Origin of the sequence: Nonomuraea phyllanthi (genome assembly GCF_006334985.2) — a bacterium.
Taxonomy (GTDB): domain Bacteria; phylum Actinomycetota; class Actinomycetes; order Streptosporangiales; family Streptosporangiaceae; genus Nonomuraea; species Nonomuraea phyllanthi.
In genome coordinates this window covers 212304-233084 of the sequence record NZ_VDLX02000011.1, presented here as the reverse complement: position 1 = coordinate 233084, position 20781 = coordinate 212304, and the positions used below count along the sequence as shown (strand labels likewise).

The 20781-nt window shown below is 70.2% G+C and carries 25 protein-coding genes; 16 read left to right on the top strand and 9 right to left on the bottom strand.

Features of this window, described 5'->3' with window-relative positions:
* Positions 1-29 precede the first annotated feature (29 nt).
* The 3 genes from FH608_RS28680 to FH608_RS28670 form a co-directional block, all read right to left on the bottom strand.
* Positions 30-500 (bottom strand): YkgB family protein, encoded by a 471-nt coding sequence (locus FH608_RS28680; RefSeq protein ID WP_139633724.1) that lies wholly within the window; start codon positions 498-500, stop codon positions 30-32.
* A gap of 134 nt (positions 501-634) precedes the next feature.
* On the bottom strand, positions 635-1990 hold the full coding sequence (locus FH608_RS28675; RefSeq protein ID WP_139633723.1) for a sensor histidine kinase: 1356 nt from the start codon (positions 1988-1990) through the stop codon (positions 635-637).
* A gap of 420 nt (positions 1991-2410) precedes the next feature.
* Positions 2411-3328 carry an NADP-dependent oxidoreductase gene (locus FH608_RS28670; protein ID WP_139633721.1) on the bottom strand — a complete coding sequence of 306 codons (918 nt, stop codon included), beginning with the start codon at positions 3326-3328 and terminating at the stop codon, positions 2411-2413.
* Between the two features lie 448 nt (positions 3329-3776).
* Between FH608_RS28670 and FH608_RS28665 the strand changes: the two genes are divergently transcribed.
* The 5 genes from FH608_RS28665 (at position 3777) to FH608_RS28645 (ending at position 6257) form a co-directional block, all read left to right on the top strand.
* Positions 3777-4199, top strand: a complete 423-nt coding sequence (locus tag FH608_RS28665; RefSeq protein ID WP_139633720.1) for a DUF5709 domain-containing protein — start codon at positions 3777-3779, stop codon at positions 4197-4199.
* 69 nt (positions 4200-4268) lie between these two features.
* Positions 4269-4874, top strand: a complete 606-nt coding sequence (locus FH608_RS28660; protein ID WP_139633719.1) for a molybdopterin-dependent oxidoreductase — start codon at positions 4269-4271, stop codon at positions 4872-4874.
* Positions 4865-5632, top strand: a complete 768-nt coding sequence (locus FH608_RS28655; protein WP_226899997.1) for an FAD-binding oxidoreductase — start codon at positions 4865-4867, stop codon at positions 5630-5632. Before FH608_RS28660 ends, FH608_RS28655 begins: the two co-directional genes overlap by 10 nt.
* Positions 5629-5910 (top strand): DUF6510 family protein, encoded by a 282-nt coding sequence (locus tag FH608_RS54445; RefSeq protein ID WP_226899996.1) that lies wholly within the window; start codon positions 5629-5631, stop codon positions 5908-5910. Before FH608_RS28655 ends, FH608_RS54445 begins: the two co-directional genes overlap by 4 nt.
* Positions 5910-6257: a hypothetical protein gene (locus FH608_RS28645; RefSeq protein WP_139633717.1), complete on the top strand. Its 348-nt coding sequence runs from the start codon at positions 5910-5912 to the stop codon at positions 6255-6257. Before FH608_RS54445 ends, FH608_RS28645 begins: the two co-directional genes overlap by 1 nt.
* 25 nt (positions 6258-6282) lie before the next feature.
* Here FH608_RS28645 and FH608_RS28640 read toward each other — a convergent pair whose 3' ends face one another.
* The gene (locus tag FH608_RS28640) at positions 6283-6927 is read right to left on the bottom strand and encodes a TetR/AcrR family transcriptional regulator (RefSeq protein ID WP_226899995.1); all 645 of its coding nucleotides are present in this window, start codon (positions 6925-6927) and stop codon (positions 6283-6285) included.
* Between the two features lie 197 nt (positions 6928-7124).
* On the opposite strand from FH608_RS28640, the gene FH608_RS28635 reads away from it, so the two are divergent.
* Positions 7125-8054, top strand: coding sequence for a ketopantoate reductase family protein (locus tag FH608_RS28635; protein WP_139633716.1), 930 nt, complete (start codon positions 7125-7127; stop codon positions 8052-8054).
* On the opposite strand, the gene FH608_RS28630 is transcribed toward FH608_RS28635, so the two are convergent.
* Positions 8021-8713: a TetR/AcrR family transcriptional regulator gene (locus FH608_RS28630; protein ID WP_226899994.1), complete on the bottom strand. Its 693-nt coding sequence runs from the start codon at positions 8711-8713 to the stop codon at positions 8021-8023. The genes FH608_RS28635 and FH608_RS28630 overlap by 34 nt on opposite strands.
* 218 nt (positions 8714-8931) lie before the next feature.
* Here FH608_RS28630 and FH608_RS28625 point away from each other — a divergent pair, with 218 nt between their 5' ends.
* A complete protein-coding gene (locus FH608_RS28625; RefSeq protein ID WP_139633714.1) occupies positions 8932-9924 on the top strand; it encodes a GlxA family transcriptional regulator in 993 nt (330 codons plus the stop codon).
* A gap of 265 nt (positions 9925-10189) precedes the next feature.
* Complete coding sequence (locus tag FH608_RS28620) at positions 10190-10828, top strand: HD domain-containing protein (protein WP_139633713.1); 639 nt, start codon at positions 10190-10192, stop codon at positions 10826-10828.
* Here the strand turns inward: FH608_RS28620 and FH608_RS28615 are convergent.
* Positions 10800-11321: a YkgB family protein gene (locus FH608_RS28615; protein ID WP_139633712.1), complete on the bottom strand. Its 522-nt coding sequence runs from the start codon at positions 11319-11321 to the stop codon at positions 10800-10802. The genes FH608_RS28620 and FH608_RS28615 overlap by 29 nt on opposite strands.
* 170 nt (positions 11322-11491) lie before the next feature.
* Between FH608_RS28615 and FH608_RS28610 the strand changes: the two genes are divergently transcribed.
* The 6 genes from FH608_RS28610 to FH608_RS28585 all read left to right on the top strand — a co-directional run bounded on the left by FH608_RS28610 (position 11492) and on the right by FH608_RS28585 (position 15060).
* On the top strand, positions 11492-12163 hold the full coding sequence (locus FH608_RS28610; protein ID WP_226899993.1) for an RNA polymerase sigma factor: 672 nt from the start codon (positions 11492-11494) through the stop codon (positions 12161-12163).
* A complete protein-coding gene (locus tag FH608_RS28605) occupies positions 12160-12381 on the top strand; it encodes a hypothetical protein (protein WP_139633711.1) in 222 nt (73 codons plus the stop codon). Before FH608_RS28610 ends, FH608_RS28605 begins: the two co-directional genes overlap by 4 nt.
* Before the next feature lie 112 nt (positions 12382-12493).
* Positions 12494-12766 (top strand): hypothetical protein, encoded by a 273-nt coding sequence (locus tag FH608_RS53020; protein WP_226899992.1) that lies wholly within the window; start codon positions 12494-12496, stop codon positions 12764-12766.
* A 67-nt stretch (positions 12767-12833) separates the two neighbouring features.
* The gene (locus tag FH608_RS28595; protein WP_139633709.1) at positions 12834-13316 is read left to right on the top strand and encodes a peroxiredoxin family protein; all 483 of its coding nucleotides are present in this window, start codon (positions 12834-12836) and stop codon (positions 13314-13316) included.
* A 63-nt stretch (positions 13317-13379) separates the two neighbouring features.
* The gene (locus tag FH608_RS28590; RefSeq protein WP_139633708.1) at positions 13380-14201 is read left to right on the top strand and encodes a GntR family transcriptional regulator; all 822 of its coding nucleotides are present in this window, start codon (positions 13380-13382) and stop codon (positions 14199-14201) included.
* 94 nt (positions 14202-14295) lie between these two features.
* Positions 14296-15060 carry a sulfite exporter TauE/SafE family protein gene (locus FH608_RS28585; RefSeq protein WP_139633707.1) on the top strand — a complete coding sequence of 255 codons (765 nt, stop codon included), beginning with the start codon at positions 14296-14298 and terminating at the stop codon, positions 15058-15060.
* 253 nt (positions 15061-15313) lie between these two features.
* Here FH608_RS28585 and FH608_RS28580 read toward each other — a convergent pair whose 3' ends face one another.
* The 3 genes from FH608_RS28580 to FH608_RS28570 form a co-directional block, all read right to left on the bottom strand.
* A complete protein-coding gene (locus tag FH608_RS28580; RefSeq protein ID WP_139633706.1) occupies positions 15314-16093 on the bottom strand; it encodes an ABC transporter permease in 780 nt (259 codons plus the stop codon).
* Positions 16086-17036 (bottom strand): ABC transporter ATP-binding protein, encoded by a 951-nt coding sequence (locus tag FH608_RS28575; protein WP_139633705.1) that lies wholly within the window; start codon positions 17034-17036, stop codon positions 16086-16088. The genes FH608_RS28580 and FH608_RS28575 overlap by 8 nt, the downstream gene beginning before the upstream one ends.
* 559 nt (positions 17037-17595) lie before the next feature.
* On the bottom strand, positions 17596-18069 hold the full coding sequence (locus FH608_RS28570) for a GbsR/MarR family transcriptional regulator (protein ID WP_226899991.1): 474 nt from the start codon (positions 18067-18069) through the stop codon (positions 17596-17598).
* A 158-nt stretch (positions 18070-18227) separates the two neighbouring features.
* Here FH608_RS28570 and FH608_RS53890 point away from each other — a divergent pair, with 158 nt between their 5' ends.
* Together FH608_RS53890 and FH608_RS28560 are read left to right on the top strand one after the other, a co-directional pair.
* Positions 18228-19499: a glycosyltransferase gene (locus tag FH608_RS53890; protein ID WP_139633702.1), complete on the top strand. Its 1272-nt coding sequence runs from the start codon at positions 18228-18230 to the stop codon at positions 19497-19499.
* The gene (locus FH608_RS28560) at positions 19496-20770 is read left to right on the top strand and encodes a cytochrome P450 family protein (protein ID WP_139633700.1); all 1275 of its coding nucleotides are present in this window, start codon (positions 19496-19498) and stop codon (positions 20768-20770) included. Before FH608_RS53890 ends, FH608_RS28560 begins: the two co-directional genes overlap by 4 nt.
* Positions 20771-20781 lie beyond the last annotated feature (11 nt).

Sequence of the window (20781 nt, the reverse complement as noted above, 5' to 3'; positions counted from 1 at the left end):
ATTCCCACGGAGGGCCGCCTGAGCGGCCGTTATTCTCTCCAGCGCTCGATGGCTTGCAGGGCGTCGGCGGCCGTCACCAAGGAGGCTCCAAGGAGCACGACGTCCTTCACCAGGAACTGCCCCGCGAGAGACAGCTTCGGTTCGCCGCGCCCCTCCTGCCACGCCTCGGGCATCGTCGCCAGGAAGCTGAGGGTGGTGGCGAACATGCCGACGGCGGCGAGGCTGCCGAGGGCCGACGCTTTCGGCGCGATCGGTTTTGCTCCGATCAGCGAGCCCAGAACGATTTCCGTGACGCCGAGCAATCTGGCGACCTTCTTCTCCCCCAATTTGGCGATGAGCCACGAGAGCGGGGGGCTCGAGCTGACGAGGGGACGAATATTCTCCACCTCGTAGTCTTCGAACTTGACTCGCCCGATCTCCAGAAGGTTGACCACCAGCCCATACCTAATGGTCGAAATCCCTATATTATGCACCATTTTCCCGATGCGGTGCATTTCCATGAAATCCCCCTAATGAGTGGTTATATCGCTCAGTGTAGAACTCGAAACATCAGCCAACGCCAAGCATCAGGTCATGCTTCACCATGGGTGCCGAGGGCCACCGAGCGCGTGCGAATCGGGCGGGCAGCGCATCGTCACGTCGCGGGACCTCCTCTGATGAGCGGCAGCCACAGCACGAACCTGGCCCCGCGTGGCGAGTCCTCGACCGTGAGGGTGCCGTGGTGGGTGTGGGCGATGTCGCGCGAGATGGCCAGGCCCAGCCCGCTCCCACCGGGGTCGCGGCGGCGACCGTCGTCGAGGCGGACGAACCGTTCGAAGACGCGTTCGCGGTGGGCCGGCGGGATGCCGGGCCCGTCGTCGGTCACCGTGACCGCGACCCCGTCGTCGGCCGGTTCGACGCTGACCTCCACCGCGGACTCGGCGTGCCGCAGAGCGTTGGCCAGGAGGTTGTCCAGCACGCGGATCAGCTGCATGCGCGAGCCGCGGATCTCCAGCCCGGCAGGCGCGTGGATGTCGATGGGCACCGCGGCGGAGTGCGCGCTCGCCTCGGCGGCGACGAGCTCCCCGAGATCGATCTTCTCCGGCGGCAGCGGATCGGCGGCCCGGAGACGGGCGAGCAGCAGCAGGTCGTTGACGATCGCATCCAGCCGGCCGGCGGTGGTCAGAGCGTTCCGGAGCGCGGCCTCGGCGTCGACGTCGTCCGGATAGAGCAGCGCCTCCTCCAGTTGCGTGCGCAGCCCGGCGATCGGGGTGCGCAGCTCGTGGCTGGTCGTGGAGGCGAACTGGCGCAACTGCTCCACCGCGCCCTCGAGCTGGGTGAGGGTCTGGTTGGCGGTGGTGGCCAGCCGGCCGATCTCGTCGTTGCCCCGCGGTGCCGGGACGCGCAGGCTGAGGTCGCTCACCGTGACCTGCGAGATTCTGGCCCTGATCGCCTCGACCGGACGCAGCGCGCGCCCCACCAGCATCCATGCGGTCCAGGCCGCGATCCCGGTGACCACGGCGATCCCGGCCGCGATGGCGTACTCGAGCTTATGGGTGGCCAGCAGGTCCGGCTCCGGGATGCCCGCGTAGACGACGCTCGCGTCCGGCGCCGGAGTGAGGCGGATGGCCTTCAGCAGGACGCACCGGTCGTTCGGCGGGCACTCGCGGTAGGGCTGGAAACGGGCATAGGGCGGTGGCCGGCGGCGGCTCAGCGGCACGGTCGCGGAGGCCCCCCTGCTGGCGTGCACGACCCGGTGATGGACGTCGACGACCTGGATGAGATCGACGGGCGGGTTGGAGGGTATCGGCCGTGGCACCATGCCGTCGCGGGCCACCGGGCTCCACTGGCTCGCCACCTGCTCGGCCAGGCGGAAGGCCCCGGACTGGATCCGGTAGCGGATCGCCAGGTCCAGCGTCGCGCCGAGCACCACCAGGACGCTCACCGTGAACAGCGCCGCGATGAGGGTGCACCGAGCCCGGACGGAGCACGGGCGCGCAAGGAACGGCATGGCACCTGCGCGGGTCAGAAACCGTCGAACCGACGCACGGCCCGCGCCCCGCGGCTTCACGACCGATCCGCGAAGTCCTGGCCGGAACCACTCGACACGGTGGCCGAGCCGCTGGTAAAGGCACATGGCTGACGTGAGGCCGCCGTCGTGGTCGAAGGTGTCCGCATCGTCGCTCATGGCGGTGTCCCCTCCTTTGGTGGCCGTGGCCCGGTGGATGGTGTGTCGTAGGCGGAGTCCTGTTCCTGATATGGGACTATATGGTCCCGTTATGGGTCCTGCCAAATCCTCGGCCCGCTGCTCCGGCCATCTGGTTGCACCAGGTCAGAGCAGTTACGCCGTCCGTGAGGCCGAAACTGTCTTCACGCGACTTCGGGACTATGTAGTCCCGCCATCTCAACGCCGGCGAGCCGCACCGAGCGTTCACGGACGGACGCGGATGATCGTCTTTCCCTTGGCCCGCTCGGCCGGGTTGAAGGCGGCGACGGCGTCGTCGAGGGTGGAAACGTTGCCGATGTTGGTGCGCAGTCGTTCGTCCCGCACCCGCTGGACGATCTCACCCAGCTGGGCGCGATCGGCCTCGACGACGAAGTCGATCGCCAGGCCGTCGGCGGGCCGGGCCTCGGGCGGGCCGGCGATGCTCACCAGCGTTCCTCCGGCTCGGACCAGGACCGCGGACCGCTTCCCGACGTCCCCGCCGATGACGTCGAACACCAGATCCACCCCGCCGACGTCTTCTAGCGAGTCGTTCTGGAGGTCGACGAACTCCTGCGCGCCGAAGTCGAGCGCCGCCTGACGGTCTGCGGCACGTCCGGTGCCGATGACGTAGGCGCCCGCCTCGCGGGCGAGCTGCACCACCATCGAACCGACTCCACCGGCCGCGCCGTGCACGAGGACGCTCTGCCCCGCCTGGACGCGGCCGTGCACGAACAGTCCCTGCCACGCGGTCAGGCCCGAGATCGGCAGGCTCGCGCCCACCGTGAAGTCGACGTCGCCCGGCAGCGGCGCGAGGTTGCGCGCCTCGACGGCCACGTACTCCGCCAGCGTGCCGTCGCGGGTCCAGTCCGCGAGCCCGAACACCCGCAGGCCCACCGACAGCCCCGCCGTGCCGTAGCCGAGAGCACGGACCACACCGGCCACCTCGTGCCCGGGGATCGACGGTGTCCGGTCGCGGCCGAGGCGATCGGTCCAGGTCCCTGGCCATGTCAGCTCACCCGGGGTGAATCCCGACGCATGAACCTCGACGACGACATCGTTCGGCGCCGGGTTCGGCTCGGGCCGCTCCGCCAGCGTCATCCCGGCCGTTCCAGCGGCCTCGTCCTTCACCACAATCGCCTTCATCCGGCGCCTCCCCGTATCCAGTCCCCGCCGCCACACTCTGTGGATGCTCGTACGGACGTTATCGTCCATTATACTCTCGCCCGCACAGAGGTTCCCGGCCGGACGATGATGAACCATAATGGCCTGGACGTGCTGCTACCCTTGACCACTGATGGCTTTCGAAGGCTTGCCGATCAACGCTACGTTGACCATATTGGGACTATGTAGTCCGATTAGAAGGCCGTTCCGTGGCCCTCGCCACGGCGGGCGCCGGCGAAGTCCGGCACGAGCCTACGTCTCACAACTGGTCGATAACGTCCCTTTTCATCCCAGAGACGGTACGATGCCTGAGCGGGTTCGGCCCTCCCGCAGCAAGCACGCGCACCTGACAGCGGCACGATTCCCAAGGACAGCCGCTGGGACACGTTGCCCGGCCCGGCCGACCGGGCAGGAGAATCAGAGGATCATTATGGACGAATACGTCCCAGGACTGCTGCCGCCAGAAGAGAGTCTCGATGACGACGAACTCGGCGAGGACGGCGACGGCCCGGGTTACCTGCCGGCGGATCGCCCGATCGGAAGCCGGGCCTGGGGGTTGACCGCCGACGAGGCCCGCACCCACGAGCCCTTCAGCCAGAGACTTACCCGCGAGGTTCCCGACATCGCCGTCGAAGAGGTCAGTGACGGGATCGGTGACGCATCCGACACTGACGGCGAGATCATCGACGACCAGGTCGGATACCTGAGGGCGGGCCGGCTCGTCTGGGCCACCCAGGACGCCGACGACCCGTCGTCCGACCTTCGAGCCGAGGACATCGGCATCGATGGTGCGGGCGCTTCCGCTGAGGAGGCCGCGATCCATGTCGTCCCCGACGACCCGTTCGAGGGGTAAGAGCCCGGTGCGGGCGGATCCGCCAGAACGGCACATGGGTTCCCGACCATCACTCGTGAAAGAGAGAACATGACCTCCGACACCACCCGAGGATTCGTCGGAAAACGGCGGGAGCGCAGCCAGGATCTTCCACCGGGACAGCACCTCACAGACGGATTCCCGGTGCTCTCGACCGGACCGACGCCACAAGTGAACAAGAACGATTGGGAACTCGTCATCCGCACGGGTCCCGACACCTCGACGCGATGGACGTGGCAGGACTTCATGGCACTGCCCATCAGCACCGTCGTCACCGACATTCACTGCGTCACAAGCTGGTCCAAGCTGGGAACCCGATGGCGCGGAGTCTCGCTTGACGTGCTCCTGAAGGACGTACGGACAAGTGATCAGTACGTGATGGCGCACTCCTACGGCGGTTACCGCACGAACCTCGCGCTGGAGGATCTCCGCGGCGACAAGGCGTGGATCGTCTTCGAACACGATGGCGCCGAGCTCACACCGGAACACGGCGGACCGGCGCGACTTCTCGTGCCGCATCTCTACTTCTGGAAGAGCGCGAAGTGGATTCACGGATTCGTCACGCAGGAGCACAACACGCCCGGCCTCTGGGAGCGAAACGGCTACCACCTGCACGGTGATCCATGGCGAGAGGAACGGTACGCCCGTTGGTCGTAGAAAACACCGCCGCCATCAGAGGCGACACTGTTGCACGCCCTGTCGCGACATGGCTGCCCGCCACCATTACCGCCGCCGTTCCCCTCACCGAGCGCAGCCGCAGCCTGCGACTCGTGGTTCCGGGATGGCGCGGCAATGTGCCTGGACAGCATGTCGACATTCGGCTGACCGCACCCGACGGGTATCAAGCGGTCCGGTCGTACTCCTTGGCGACCAGTGGGCCCGGTGAGCACATCGAGCTCGCGATAGATCGCCTGCCTGACGGTGAAGTGTCGCCCTATCTGGTCGATGTCGCGGAGGTGGGAGACAAGGTGGAGGTGCGCGGCCCCCTCGGCGGATGGTTCGTCTGGCGGCCGGGCGATCCCCGCCCCGTACAGATGATCGCCGGCGGGTCCGGCGTCGTGCCGTTCGTGGCGATGATCCGGGCACGAGAGGCGGCGCCCGCCGGCAACCCGTTCCGGCTGCTGTACTCGGTCCGGTCCCCCGCGGCCGCGATGTACCGCGACTACCTGGAGCACTCACCCGTCGGCACAACCGTGAACTGGATCTACACGCGCAACCCTCCGCCCGGGTCGAGCCGGCCCGCCGGGAGGTTGACGAGCATTGATCTTGATTCACACGTCATACCGGTCGAGCAGGATCCTTTGACCTTCGTCTGCGGGTCCACGGGGTTCGCCGAACGAGTTTCACAGATGCTCATCGAGCGAGGACATCCAGCATCGATGATCAGGATCGAGCGATACGGAGACAGCAGATGAGCGGACACCTCGATGGGAACTCCCTCGCCGGCCCGCTGTCCGGCACATTCAGATTCGACCCGACCGTGGCAGTCGGACTGTGCGACACCTGCGGTGACGCCCGACCCCTCGCGGCATCGCCCGTGTACGGCTCCGCCATGGGGCAGATCGTGCGATGTGCCCGCTGCGACAGCGTTCTCCTGACACACGTCCAGACGCCCGCGGGCACGTACTTGAGCACCCAGGGGTTGACCTGGCTCCGCTTCGCCTCCGAAGCCGACCCCAGAGTGACTTCCTGATGCTCGGCAAGCGGCATCCAGGTTCCGATCAGCCTGTGAACCACCGGCCCGACGAGAGGATCGAGCACATGGACGGAGAGCCGGATCAGGAGCTCGACACGCTGCTGACGGCCATCCCGGAGGGTTGGTCACGTGCGGAGATAGCCGGACAGGCTTGGGGCGTCACACGTGCGACGCGCGCGGGAGGCAAGGTGATCTCGCTCAACGCGGAGCGACTCGGTGACGCCGAGCAATTCGGGGCGAACGTGTGGATCACGTCCAAGGGGCCGGTCCTCAGGCCGTGCGAGGTGCCGGCGGAAAAGGTCATGCGGTTCCTTCGCGCCGCGGCGAAGGCGTACTCCGATTAGCCGAACCGGGTCTCCCCAGTGGCCGCTACGATGCCGCCTCCTGCTCGCTGCTCAGCATGCGCAGATGCGCGATGGCCATGTCGATCGCGGAAGCCATGGGCGTGACGTCGCGGGATGCCTGCGCCAGCAGGTAGCCACCCTGGACGGCTGCGAGGAGACCTGTGGCGAGTTGCGCGACGTCGGCTTCCTGCGGGATGACGCCCGACTTCTGGAACCGCCGGAGGAGATCTTCGAAGAGTTCCTGCCACGCGGCGAACAGGTCGTTCAGTTTCTTGCGCGCGATCGCGTCCTGATCGGAGACCTCGTTCGCCAGCGAACCCAGCGGGCACCCGTACCTGCCCTCGTGCAGGGCGTTGTTCTCGACGAGCGCATTGCGCCAGCGCCGCAGGCCCGCGAACGTCATCACCTTGTTCAGGCGTTCCCGTTCAACGGCGATCGTGCGCTCCCCCACGAACTCGATGACCGCCCGCACCAGCGCCTGCTTGTCCTCGAAATGCCGGTAGAGCTGCGACTTGCTGACGTTGCTCGCGACGACGACGTCGTCGAGGGTCGTGCCTCCGACACCTCGTACGCGCATCAGGTCGGCTGCCGTCGCGATGATTCGAGACCTCGTCTTCGCACCACGCGCGGTCAGGCGTGCGACCGCGGTCTCGCTCGAACCCTCCTCCACGCTGTCATGCTACTGGCATTCCCGGTGCCGGCCGCTGTAGCGGACTTCGCACCCGACATCAGCAGCGGCGACCGCTCCATCGCCCTTCACAAAGTGATGGACCTCGCGGGGGTCTTGTTGCCCCGCATTTCTCACCCGGCGGACAATGGCCATCGCGCGGATGCGAGGACCTCCCGCCTGACCAGCAAAGGATTGCCATGCGTATCGCAGTGATAGGAGCCGGGGGCGTTGGGGGCTACTTCGGGGCCAGGCTGGCCGCCGGCGGCCACGACGTCACCTTCGTCGCGCGGGGACGGCACCTGGCGGCCATCCGGGACCATGGCCTGCGGGTGCGCAGCGCGCTCGGGGACCTGCACGTCCCGGCCACGTCGGCGGTGCCGGCCATCGCGGACGCGGGCCCTGCCGACGTGGTGCTGGTGGCGGTGAAGCTGTGGGACACCGAGGACGTCGCCGTCCAGTTGCGCGAGATCGTGCACGCCGGGACCCGCGTGGTCTCCTTGCAGAACGGCGTCCACAAGGACGGGATCCTACGTCGCCACCTGCCGCCTGAGTCCGTGTGGGGAGGCTCCTGCTACATCTCGTCCTTCATCCAGGAGCCCGGTGTCGTCGTGCACAACAACACGCTGCAGAAGATCGTGTTCGGCCCTTACGGCGGGGACGACGACCTCGTCGCGGGCTTTCTGGACGCCTGCCTCGGCTCCGGGATCGAGACGGAGGTCAGCTCCGACATCGAACGGGTGATCTGGGAGAAGTTCGTCTTCCTCGTGGGCCTCTCCGCGACCACGGCCGCCGTGCGGCAGCCGATCGGCGTGATCCGCGGCCACCGGCGGTCGCGGGCCTTGCTGCACGACGTGATGGCCGAGGCCGTGAACGTGGGCCGGGCGGCCGGTGTGAAACTTGAACCGGACTTCGCCGAGGACCGGCTCGCGTTCTGTGACACGCTGCCGCCCACGATGACCTCCTCCATGCACAACGACCTGGAGCAGGGGAACCGGCTGGAACTCCCCTGGCTCAGCGGCGGCGTCGCCGATCTGGGCCATGAGCTGGGCGTCCCCACGCCTCGCAACGAGACCGTGGCCGGCATCCTCGCCCCTTACGAGTTCGGGCGCCCGGCCGCCGGAAGCTGATCCAGGTGCACGGCGGTCCGGCCCGTCCCGTCCATGACGGCGTAGGACCTGACGTGGTCGATCGCCATGTCGAGCGCGACCCTCATGGGCTCGGCGTCGTGGGCCATCTGCGCCAGGAGGTATCCGCCCTGCAGCGCCGCCATGAGGCCGGTCGCCAGCCGACCGGAATCGGCGTCCTCGCGCAGCACGCCTGACTCGGCCATCCGCGACAGCCCTGCCTCCAGAAGGGACTCCCAGGCCCGGAAGTGCCCGGCGAGCGCGGCTCGGGCCTTGTCGTCCTGGTCGGCCACTTCGCTGGCCAGGGAGCCGAGCGGGCACCCGTACGCGCCGCCGGCCAGCGCGTTGCTCTGGACCATGGCGTCTCGCCACCGCTCCAGCCCCCGGATCGAGCCGAGCCGCTGGAGATGCCGGCGCTGGCCCTCCAACCGTTTCTCGGCCTGCACAGTGATGACGTCCCGGACCAGAGCGTCCTTGTCCGGGAAGTACCGGTACAGCTGCGACTTGCTGGTGCCGCTGACGCTCCTGACGTCGTCGAGTGTCGTCGCCGCCACGCCCTGGACGTACATCAGCCGGGCGGCGGCCTGCAGGATCCGAGCTTTGGTGACCGCCCCCCGCCTGGTCAGCCGGAGCCTCTCGGTATCGCGCTCTCCATCCCCCACAGCATCCAGACTACTCGTCGCAGGGCTGCCAGGCCCAGTATTTTGGACTTTCTAGTCCCTTGCTGGTCCTGCACAGGCAACCTCGGACTCACCCACACCAATGTCATCCGGAGTCTCGCCCGATCACGCCGTCCCACCGAGCAAGATCTTCTGGACCCCTCCTAGTCTCATGACGGGACGGCGCACTCTTGACCAGGGACCTTGCAGAGGAGGAGATCATGGCAGGTGACCACCGTGTCGTGTTCGTCGTCTTCGACGGTATGAAGATGCTCGACCTGGCCGGACCGGCCGAGGTCTTCGCCGAGGCCAACCTGTTCGGCGCCAGATACGCGCTGCGCCGTGTCTCGCCGTCCGGGAAGCCCGTCCTGACGTCCACGGGGATGGAACTGCCGGTGGACGGTACGGCAGAGGATGGGCCCGGCGCCGGCCCGGACACCGTCATCGTCGTCGGCGGCGATGTGCTGGCGACTCACCCCGTACCGCCCGAGCTCATCACCACAATTCAGAGCTTCCGCCCTCGCGCCCGCCGGATGGTGTCGATCTGCACGGGTTCGTTCGCGCTTGCCGCGGCCGGGGTGCTCGCGGGCCGCCGGGCGACCACCCACTGGCGGCACGCGCGGCTCCTGGCGTGCGCCCACCCCGATGTCCACGTGCAGCCTGACGCCTTGTTCGTCGAGGACGACGGGGTCTTCACCTCCGCGGGCGTGTCAGCGGGCATCGATCTGGCGCTCGCGCTCGTCGAACAGGACCACGGCCCCGACCTGGCGCGCGACGTCGCACGCGGTCTCGTGATGTTCATGCAGCGGCCCGGCGGGCAGTCCCAGTTCTCCGCGCCGCTGGAGGCCAAGCCACCTCGCACCCCCACGCTCCGGCGCATCGTGGACCTGATCGCGGCGCAGCCGGCGCTCGACCACACCGTGAGCACGCTGGCCCGGCGCGTCGCCGTCAGCCCACGTCACCTGGCGAGGCTGTTCGCCACCGAGCTGAACACCACTCCGGCGAAGTACGTCGAGCAGGTGCGGCTGGACCACGCGAAGGTCCTGCTGGCCGCGGGGCACGGCGTGGCGGAGACAGCACGGGTCGCCGGTTTCGGCAGTGCCGAGACCATGCGCCGGACCTTCACCGCCCGCCTCGGCATCTCACCGAGCCAGTACCGGACCCGGTTCGCGACCACCGGCCCGGGCCGGCAGAAGCCGGGCAACGATCGGTGACGGTGCAGGCGAGGGCGATCGTGGCCGGGTTTCCCGGGCATCGCAGCGGCTACATACAGGTGGACGCGGTCCGCAGCCCATTCGGCGAGCGCTCGATGACTGCTCGCACGCGGTCTGGCCTGCCGTTCGGAGGAGCCTGACGCGGTGACCGCGTCCGCGTGAGGTCAGCATCTGTGCGACAGGTGTCAGTTTGCGCGGTGGGCCGGGACCGCGCGGCTCACAAGACTGGACGTAGTCCACTCGACCGCACAGCCAAGGAAACGTCATGCCGGAAACCATCGCAGGAATCACCATTCCCGACACCGAGCTGGCTCGGGAGGCCACGGCCCTCGTACGGGCGGCCACCGACGACACCCTGTTCGACCACTCGCGCCGGGTGTTCCTCTGGGGAGCGCTCAAGGCGGCCGCACGCGGGCTGGACGTCGACCCCGAGCTCGCCTACGTAGGAGGGCTCTTCCACGACCTCGGCCTGACGCCGGCCTACGCCACCAAGGATCGGCGTTTCGAGCTCGACGGCGCGGAGGCCGCGCGGGACTTCGTCCTCGACCACGGCCGAACCGAGAGGGAGGCCCAGAACGTCTGGCTGGCGATCGCGCTGCACACCACGCCCGAAGTGCCGCTCCACCTCGCGCCGGAGGTCGCGGTCGTGACGCTCGGCGTGGAGACCGATGTGCTCGGTCTCGATCTCGACGAGATCACCGACGAGCAGATCTCCGAGGTCACCGCGGCACACCCGCGGCCCGATTTCAAGAACCGCATTCTGCGGGCGTTCTACAACGGCATGGCCGACCGTCCCGACACCACCTTCGGGACCATGAACGACGACGTGCTCGCGCACTTCGACCCGTCCTTCGCCAGGAAGGACTTCGTCGAGATCATCCAGAACAACGCCTGGCCGGAGTAGGGCTCACCCGCCCCGCGCGGGCACGTCCCAGCGACTCGCCGAGGGTCCACAGCGCCACGCCGATCAGCACCAGATCCTTCAGCAGGAACTGCCCGGGCAGGCCCGACAGGACCGGGAGCCCGTGGACGACGGTCTGCACCACCCCAGGAGTGGTGAACAGGAAGCTCAGCGTGCCCAGGAACAGCACCACCGCGATGGCGCTCCCGATCGCGGAGACCCGGGGCCGGCGCGGGTGGACGGCGATGAGCACCGCGGCGACGATCTCCGCCGTGCCCAGCGCGTCGGCGACCACGGTGTAGCTGAAGAAGTCGTAGAGCCAGCTCAGCAGCGGGCTGTGCTGGATCAGCGTCCGGCTTTCCATCTTGACGTACTTGCCCGCGCCGATCCACGCCAGGACGACGACCAGCCCGTACCGGCTCACCCACCGGCCGGCCACCGAGATCCGGCCGCCTGCGTCCTCCAGGCGTACCGCCACGTCACGGATGTCAGGCATGAGGATTCCTCCCATCGTGAAGGCCGCTTGTGTCCGGGTGGTCGAATCGGAGGGGCTCTCCTCCCGCACTGCGGCGGCGTCATGCCGGTGGTCATGTCGTGTTGGCGTCGCCACCGCGGGAGGTCTTACCTTCGGCCTGCCACTGCCCGGCAGGTCGATAGCATGGGCACATGGCGATGCCACACCGCCCAGCGGGCGGGGCCTCGATCGCCCGTCTCTCGTTCGACTTCGAGTCGGAGGAGTGGGTGCGGGCGTTGCGCGGCTCGGAGGCGGAGCGGCAGGCGGCCGTCGAGCGGCTGCACGGGCTGCTCCTGCGGATCGCCAGGAGCGAGGTGCGCAGGCGGAGCCCGCGGCTGGGCATCACCGGGCCCGAGCTCGACGACCTGGCGCATCAGGCCGCGGCCGACGCGCTGCTGGCCATCACCGCCAAGATCGGCGACTTCCGGGGGGAGAGCCGGTTCACGACCTGGGCCTACAGGTTCGTCATCTTGGAGGTGTCGGCGAAGGTCGGGCGGCATTTCTGGCGTGATCCCGGCGTACGCCTGGAAGGTGAGGATTGGGAGCGGCTGCCCGACCGGTTCGGGTTCGACCCGGCGAGGGAGGCGGAGTGGCGGGACCTGCTGGCCGCGCTGCGCCGGGCCGTGGAGGAGACGCTGACCGAACGGCAGCGCCGCATCTTCGTCGCGCTGGTCCTGAACGGGATTCCGCTGGACACTCTGGCCCTGGAACTCGGCTCCAACCGGAACGCGATCTACAAGACGATGTTCGACGCGAGGCGTAAGCTGCGGGCCGCCCTTGCCGCGAACGGTTATGTGGACGACGACAGGGTGAGGCGGTCATGAGCGGATGGGCCGAGCTGGATCGTTTCCTTGCCACCGACCCGCGGGACGTGGGGTGCGAGGAGGCGATGGCCATGCTCCACGTCTACGTCGAACTGGTGGCGCAGGACGCGGGGGCTGAGCGGCGCTACCCGGGCATCGCCGCGCACCTGCGCGCGTGCGGTCCGTGCTCCGACGACTTCGAGGGCCTGCTGGCCGCGATCGGCGGCCCGGCGGACTGAACGCCCTGCCGCCGGCGACGCGTCACCCAGAACGCCAGAAGATCCACGCGACCCCGCTGTGACGTGCGTCACCTGCTGGTAAGAAACGGCTGATCCATGGCGCCAACCCTGCGTGACCACTGATTCCTTCGCGGGCAGGACCGCTCTGGTGACGGGGGCCGGCCGCGGCATCGGCCGCGCGACCGCCGTGGGACCGGCCGGTGGGGGCCTGGCCCATCCCGCACGGACCGGCGCCGCGCCGCACGAGCGGTTCGTTCGCTCGCACAGCGACGGAAGGCTCCGCACGCCGGAGCGCTCCGCCCGGTCGCTGCTCGCCCATGCCCGGTCGCTGCTCGCCCATCCGGCCGGCGACCACCGTACCGGGCAGGTCTCCGACCTCGCCTGATCGCGCGGCCTTCACCACTCCTCCGGCCGGTCTTCGACGACCGGCCGGTCAAGAAAGGATTCCATCTATGAGTTTGCTGCATCCCGGCGACACGTTCCCGGCACTCACGGTGTCGCTGCCCGGCGCGGAGAGCCTTCGGCTGCCCGACGCCCTGGCCGGCGGCTTCGGAGTGGTGCTCTTCTATCGCGGCTCCTGGTGCCCGTACTGCAACGCCCAGCTTCGCGCGTTCCAGCGGTCGCTGGAGAAGCTCGCCGAGCTGGACGTCACGGTGGTCGCGGTCTCGGTCGACGACGAGGCCACCACCAAGGAGCTGATCGACAGGCACGGCCTGCGGTTCGCGGTGGGCCACAGTGCCGACGCGGAGGCGTTCGCCGAGGCGACGGGCGCCTTCGTTCACGACGACCCCAGATACCTGGAGTCGACCGGCTTCGTGCTCGACCCCGAAGGCAGGGTCATCGTCAGCGTGTACTCCAGCGGAGCCATCGGACGTCTCGTCCCCGAGGATGTCGCCGGACTGATTCGCTACCTGCGCGAGCACGGAGGCGCGTAGCGGGGCGTGGCGTATCTCTGGCGATACAGTGGCGTAACTCTGGCGGAGCGCTAGAGTGGCCCCATGGACGAGGACGACGCCAGGCCGGACGGGCCGGCTGCCCCGCGCGAGGCGGCTGCCCCGCGCGGGCAGGCGCGGCGGGTTCCGCCTGAGTGGGTGTCGTCGCGGCCGCGCGCGGAGCGGGCGCGACGGGTGGCTGACGTCCTGCGCCAGTGGATCTCCTCGGGGCGCTTCGCCGACGATGTGCTGCCCGATGAGCGCGTGCTCGCCGAGCAGCTGGACGCGTCCCGGAACGCCGTTCGGGAGGCGCTCAGCCTGCTGCGTGACGAAGGGCTGCTCACGCGTCGCCGCGGGGTGGGCACCGTTGTCGTGACGCCGACGTACGGTCATGGGCTGGACCGGTTGGCGGGGCTGGCGGAGGCACTGGCCGGCCATGGGACGGTGACCAATGAGGTCCTCGTCGCGGAGGTGGTCACCGATCCACCCGCGGACGTCATGGAGCGCCTGTGCCTCGAAGCCGGCGCGGCCGCGGTCCACATCGAGCGGGTTCGCCGCGTCGACGGCGTGCCCGTGTCGCTGGACAGCACGTACCTCACAGCCGACATCGGCCGCGGCGTGCTGCGGGGTGACCTGGAGACCCGCGACATCTTCACGGTGATCGAGGAGACCATCGGCGGGCCGCTGGGCCGCGCCGACATCGAGGTACGCGCGGCCAACGCCGATCCCGAGACCGCGGCACTCCTGGGCGTCCGGGCCGGGGCTGCGATCTTCGTCATCGACCGGCTCACCCGTCTGTCCGACGGGACTCCGGTGGATGCCGAGCTCCTGCGGATCCGCTCGGATCGCATGGCGCTGCGCGCGACCCTGTATCGAGGTCTGAGGTGAGCTTCGCGACCGGATCCGCCGGACCGACGGCATGCCCGTCGTCGCCGGGCCGTGTCGTCCGCGCGGGCGGCGACCTGCCGGGCGGTGGGCGGCCATGAGCGGGGCGAGCGCGCCCGAACTGCTGTTTCTTGCCGTCATCGGTCTGGTCGGCGGGATCGGCATCACGGCCGTCGGCCCCGGAGGCGTGCTCCCCACGATCGGGCTGTTCGCCCTGACGGGGCTGTTGCCCGCCCAGGTGGCCGGGACCGCGATCGTCACCCACATCGCCACGGGCGCGCTGGGAACCCTGGCCTACACCCGCTCGGGCCAGCTACGCGAGCGCGACACCCGCCGCACCGCGCTGATCCTGGCCGGGACCGCGCTGCTGGGAGCCCCGCTCGGCGTGGTCTCCGGCACGCTCGTGTCGAGGCACGCGTTCGCGGTGGTGCTCGGCGGGGTCGTCGCCGCGGCCGCGGGGCTCGTCTGGTACCGCGCCCGCCGCCCGTACGCCGCGCTGCTCGTTCATCCGCCGACCGCGTTGGTCGTGGCCCTCGGACTCGCGGTGTCCGCCGTGAGCGGGATCGTGGGCATCGGCGGACCGATGCTGACGGTGCCCCTGCTCACCGCCGTGGGCCTTCCCGTGCTCCGGTCGCTGGCCTGCGCCCAGGCGCAGTCGGTCGTCATCGCCACGGTCGGAACCCTGGGATACCTCGTCCATGGCACGATCGACTGGCCGCTGGCCGCCCTCGTCGGCCTGCCCGAGCTCGCCGGGGTACTCGTGGGCTGGAAGATCGCCCATGCGCTTCCCACCCGCGCCCTGAGGAACACCCTCATCACCACGCTGTGCGTCCTCGCCGTCTACCTCGTTCTCCGGGGCTGACCCGGGACAGGCGGATCGCGGCAGCGCCGGCTCGCACCATGGCCACGACGCCCCACCGCCCACGCTTTCGGGACAGCTAGTCGAAAGGTCATCTCGCTGCCGGCCGGTCTCGACCCCGGATCCCGGAGTAGATGATCAAGTCGCTGGATCTGGTGGCTGAGATCGGCGGCACCGAACTCGGCCGGCTGGAGCTGAACGCCGCGAGCTGGCGTGACGATACCTCTGCCCGGTGGGCGGTGGCGTCGCAGGTCCTTCATCGGGCGTGGTCGGCGCGGTTCCACCACCAGGCGGTGGCGACGGCGCCGGCCGCGCCGGTGGCGGCGACCAGCCCGACGCCGAGGATGCCGGGCGGGTCCTGATCGGGCCCGGCGATGCCTGCGTACAGGCCGGGCACCGACCAGGGGAAGACGGCGCCGTAGCCGAGCGCGGCGATGACCTGGGCGGCGAAGATGACGGCGAACAGGACGCCGACGGCGGCCAGGTAGCCACGGCCGATGCTGGCGGCCAGGGCCAGCGGCGTGGTGGTCACCGCGGCCAGCCCGGCCGTGGCCAGGAGGTGGCCGACCCCGGCGGCCACGCCCGGCGCCGACCAGGCGGGCAGGTCGAGCAGGGCGCCGATCAGCAGTCCGAGCCCGGCGAGCAGGAGGGCCAGCAGCAGCGCCCAGAGCGCGGCGATGGCGAACTTGGCCGCCACGACGGCGGTGCGGGAAGTGGGCAGGGCCAGCAGGTCGATGGCGGTGCGGTCGCTGAACTCCCGGCCGAACAGCCAGATGGCGACCAGCCCGTAGATGCCGAGCCCGCCCACCGCGACGGCCTGGGCGAGCAGGGCGAGGTAGCCGGGCCAGTCGGCACTGGCGCCGGACAGCTGGGCCTTGCCGCCGATCAGGCCGAACGCCCGGGCGCGGGCAGGGTCGGCCAGGATGAACATGAACATTCCGCACACCAGCGCGGCGATGGCGAAGGCCAGCCCGGTGATCCAGGGCAGGCGGCTGCGCCGGACCTTCAGCAGCTCGGCCCACCATGCCTCACGCATCCCCGGCCTCGGTCAATTCTGGAGCGGCGTCGGGGGCGACGGTGCGCAGGAAGAAGGCTTCGAGATCCTCTTCCTCCAGATGCAGCTCGGCGGGCGGCGCCCCGCCGTGGACCAGGACGGCGGCGACCTGCTCCGGCTCGGCCAGGGCGCGGGGGTCGGCGAGCAGCAGGCCGGTCGGCGCAGGCTCGGGGTGGTAGCCGTGGGCGCGCAGCACCGCGCGGGCGGCGTCGTCGTCGCGGGTGGCCAGGCGCAGGTGCCGGCGGCGGTGCCGGTCCAGGTGGTCGGCGTCGTGCTCGCCGACCAGGCGGCCGTGGTGCAGGATGCCGACGCGGGTGGCCAGGCGGGCGACCTCGGCCAGCAGGTGGCTGGACAGGAACACGGTGGTGCCGTGCCGGTGAGCCAGGCTGGCGAGCAGGGCGCGGATCTCGGCGACGCCGGCCGGGTCCAGGCCGTTGACGGGCTCGTCGAGGATGAGCAGGGCGGGGGCGTGGATGAGGGCCTTGGCCAGAGCCAGGCGCTGCAGGTTGCCGAGCGACAGCGTGCGCGCGCGGCGGTCGGCGTAGGGGGCGAGAGCCAGGCGGTCGATGATGTCGCCGACCGGGTCGACGCCGGTGCCGGGCAGGCGGCGCAGGCGGCGGACCACGTCCAGGTTCTCGCGTACGGTCAGCTCCGGGTAGGCGGCGGCCGCCTCCACCAGGTAGCCCACCTTCGCCCAGGCGGCGCGGTCGCCGGACGGGACGTCGGCGCCCAGGACGCGTACCGCACCGGCGGTGGGGGCGATCATGCCGAGCAGCATGCGGATCAGGGTTGTCTTGCCGGCTCCGTTGAGGCCCAGCAGTGCGTAGATCTGCCCGCGCTCCACGCGCAGGGTGACGTCGTCGACGGCCGTCAGGTCGCGGTAGCGCTTGCTCAGGCGCGCGATCTCGATGGCCGGGGCGGTCACGCCGCGATCCGGAGGCATGGTGACGAACTGGGACGCGGATCGGGGCGCGGGCTCGGCCGCGGCGCCGTCAGGGAATGGGGGTCGGAGCGCACGGGCACATCCTTGTCTCGCTGCGGATGGGACGTGCCGACCAGGCTTCCCGGCTCACCTGCTGTCAGCGTACTCCCGCCGGCCTGCCCGCGGCAGTGCCCCAGCGGTGCCGTCTGGACGAGTGAGGTGGAACTCGTCCGGGCGCTCCCAGGCTGTGCCGAGCCGTCGTGCCCGCGCCACGATCGATGCCATTACGGATGTCGCTCACTGAGGCGTCCGATCACCGCCAGCATGATTCTTCACCCATCCGTGACGCTGGAGCCATGGGTACAGCGAAGGTGACCGAGAGGCAGGCTGACGGCTCGCCTGCCGGGGACCGAGGGCAGGACGCATCAGGCTCCCGGCTTGCCTTTCACGGGGACGGTCAAGATCGTTGACTGCGGCGATCCGGCACAACCGCGCCACCGGCCGGCCCATCACCCGTTCGTTGATCGCCTACGACCACTGACCGAACTTCGGACTTGCTCGTCTACGTGACCTCCTGGCGACCCTGCCAGCGGCGCAGCAGGCCGGGCAGCTCCTCGAGCAGGAACTCGTAGAAGTCGCGCATCCGCCCCAGCCGGTGGTGGGCCGGGTCGCCGGAGCTGGTGGCGGCCATGCCGGCCTGCGTGGCCTGCAGCATGACGTGGACGACGGTGTTCTGGGTGGAGAACAGGGTGGGCCAGGCATCCTCACGCAGCCGGTAGTGCTCGCGGCGGCTGCCGGGAGCGGGCAGGCGTTCGATCAGGCCGGTCGACAGCAGGGTCTTGACCGCTCCGGACACTGAGCCCGCGCTGACGCTGAGCCGATCGGCGATGTCGCCCATGGTGACCGTCTCGGCCCCGGTGAACAGGAACACCGCCAGGACCCGCGCCGACATGCGCTGCAGGCCACCCGCGTTCAGCACCAGCGCCAGCCGTTCTGCGGCCTGCCATCGTTGCTGCTCGCATTCCTGCTCATTCACCTGGCCACCTCCTGAGAGGAGGATAGCGGAGTAGTAAGACTTCAGAAATTTCCGAACTTTAGCTACATTGTTGAGCATTCGGCCCCTCGCGGGGGGCCGACGGTGTGCCGGGAAGCCTGGTCGGCGAGTTCAAGCGACCCTTCTCACCCGGAGCGCCGATGAAGGTCCTCATCCTCACCCATGGCACCCGCGGCGACGTGCAGCCGTATGCCGCCCTCGCGCTGGCCCTGAAGCGGGCCGGGCACGACGCCGTCCTGGCGGCCCCGGCCGCGATGGCCGGGCTGGCCACCCCGCACGGCATCGCCTTCGCACCGGTGCACGACGGGCCGAACACCCTCGTGGACGATCCCGGCCTCCGCCAGGCGATCGAGACCAACTACCGCGGCCTGCGCGGCAAGAAGATCGCCCTGCGGGTGATGCGGCGTACCAAGCCGCTCATGGCAGCCGTGTTCGGCGACATGGCCGACGTCGTGGTGGACGGGGCCGGGCAGGGCGCCGACCTGGTCGTGCACGCGCCCGGCGTCCCGGGCCGGCACCTCGCCGAGCGCCTGGGCGTGCCCGCGGTGCTCGCCACGCTGCAGCCGGTGTGGGTGCCCACCGCCGCTTTCCGCAACCCGATGCTGCCGCTGCCGCTGCCCAGGGCGTTGAACCGGGCCTCCTACCTTCCGGTCAGGCTGATGCTGCGCTCCTTCGGCGGCATCGTCGACGATCTTCGTGAGCGGCTGGAGCTGCCGCGGCGGCGTGGCCGGCACGACATCCTGCGCCGCCCGGACGGCGGCCCGGCGACCGTCCTGCAGGGCTTCAGCCCTCACCTGCTGCCCGGCGAGCCGGACTATCCGGCGTGGGTGCACACCACGGGATTCTGGTTCCTGCCCGCCCCGCCCGGCTGGACACCGCCCGCGAAGCTGGCCGCGTTCCTGGCCGATGGGCCGGCACCGGTGTACGTCGGATTCGGCAGCATGGCAGGCACCGACCCCGCCCGGGTGGGCCGCGTGGTGGCCCAGGCCGTACGGCTGAGCGGCGTGCGCGCGGTGCTGGCGTCCGGCTGGGGCGGCATGCGCGTCGAGAACCTGCCCGAGGGGGTGTTCCCGCTGGAGCAGGCCCCGCACGACTGGCTGTTTCCCCGCATGGCCGCGATCGTGCACCACGGCGGCAGCGGCACCACCGGCGCGGCGCTGGCGGCCGGACGGCCGCAGGTCATCTGCCCGTTCGTCGCCGACCAGCCGTTCTGGGCCGCCCGCGCGCACGCGGCCGGCATCGCCGTGCCGCCCCAGCCCCAGCGCCGCCTCACCCCGGACGCCCTCGCCGCCGCCATCCGCCTGGCCGCCACCGACCCGAGACCGGCGGCCACCGCCGCCGACCTCGGGAGCCGCGTCCGCGCAGAGGACGGCACCGGGCGCGCCGTGGCGATCCTGGAGTCGCTGTCATGACCGGCAACAGCCTGCGCGGCCTCCTCACCGCCACTGACAGGGACGCCTTCCTGGCCGAGCTGGCGGCCGGCGGCCCGATCAGCCGCGGCACGCACCTGGACGGCAGCCCCATCTGGCTCGTCACCGGCCACGCCGAGAGCCTGACGGTGCTGACCGATCCCCGCTTCAGCAGCGACCCGGCCAAGCAGACCGGCTTCGACCTGGCCGCAGCCGCCGGACTGCCCGAGGACGTGGCCCCTTACCTGCTGCGCACGCTCGGCGCCTACGACCCGCCGGACCACACCCGGCTGCGCCGCCTGGTCTCCCGCGCCTTCACACATCGGCGGATCGAACAGCTCCGTCCGCGCATCCAGCAGATCGCCGACGGTCTGCTGGACGGCTTGCCCGACGAGTTCGACCTCATCGAGCGCTACGCCTACCCGCTGCCGATCCAGGTGATCTGCGAGCTGCTCGGCGTGCCCCTGCATGACCGGGACACCTGGCGGGCCTGGGCCGGCGACCTGAGCGCCCCCGACCCGGCCAGGATCGCCACCGGAGCCCGCGCCCTGGTGGCGTACATGGCCGACCTCATCGCCCGCATGCAGGCCGGCGATCAGGCCGGGCAAGCAGAGAACCTGCTCTCCGCGCTCATCGCGACCCGGGACGAGGACGGCGGCCGGCTCAGTGAGCAGGAGCTGATCGCGCTGTCGATCAGCATCCTGATCGCCGGGCATGAGACCACGGTGAGCCTGATCGGCCGGAGCGTGCACCTGATCCTCAGCCGCCGCCTGTCGCTCGCCGGCCTCACCGATGCCGGAGGCGAGACCGGAGCCGAGACCGGAGCCGAGGCCGGCGGTGATGTCAGCGGTGATGTCAGCGGTGATGTCGGTGCGGCGGTGGAGGAGTTCCTGCGCTACGGCGGCCCCGCCGAGATCGCCGTCCTGCGCTACGCGCTCCAGCCCGTTCAACTCGGCGGCGTCACCATCGGTGCGGGCGAGGCGGTGCAGGTGGTGTACGCGGCCGCCAACCGCGACCCGGCCCGCTTCGACCGCCCGGATGCGCTCGACCCGCGCCGCGCGGACAACCCGCACCTCGGTTTCGGCCACGGCATCCACTACTGCCTGGGCGCCGCCCTGGCCCGCGCCGAGACCCAGATAGCGCTCACTACCCTGCTGCGCCGCTACCCGGCACTGGAATTGGCCGTGCTCGCCGACGGGCTCGCCTGGAAGCCGGGCCTGCAGCGCGCGCTGGCCGCCCTGCCGGTACGCACCGGACCGGCTCATCCTTCCTGAGCGGGCGGGTA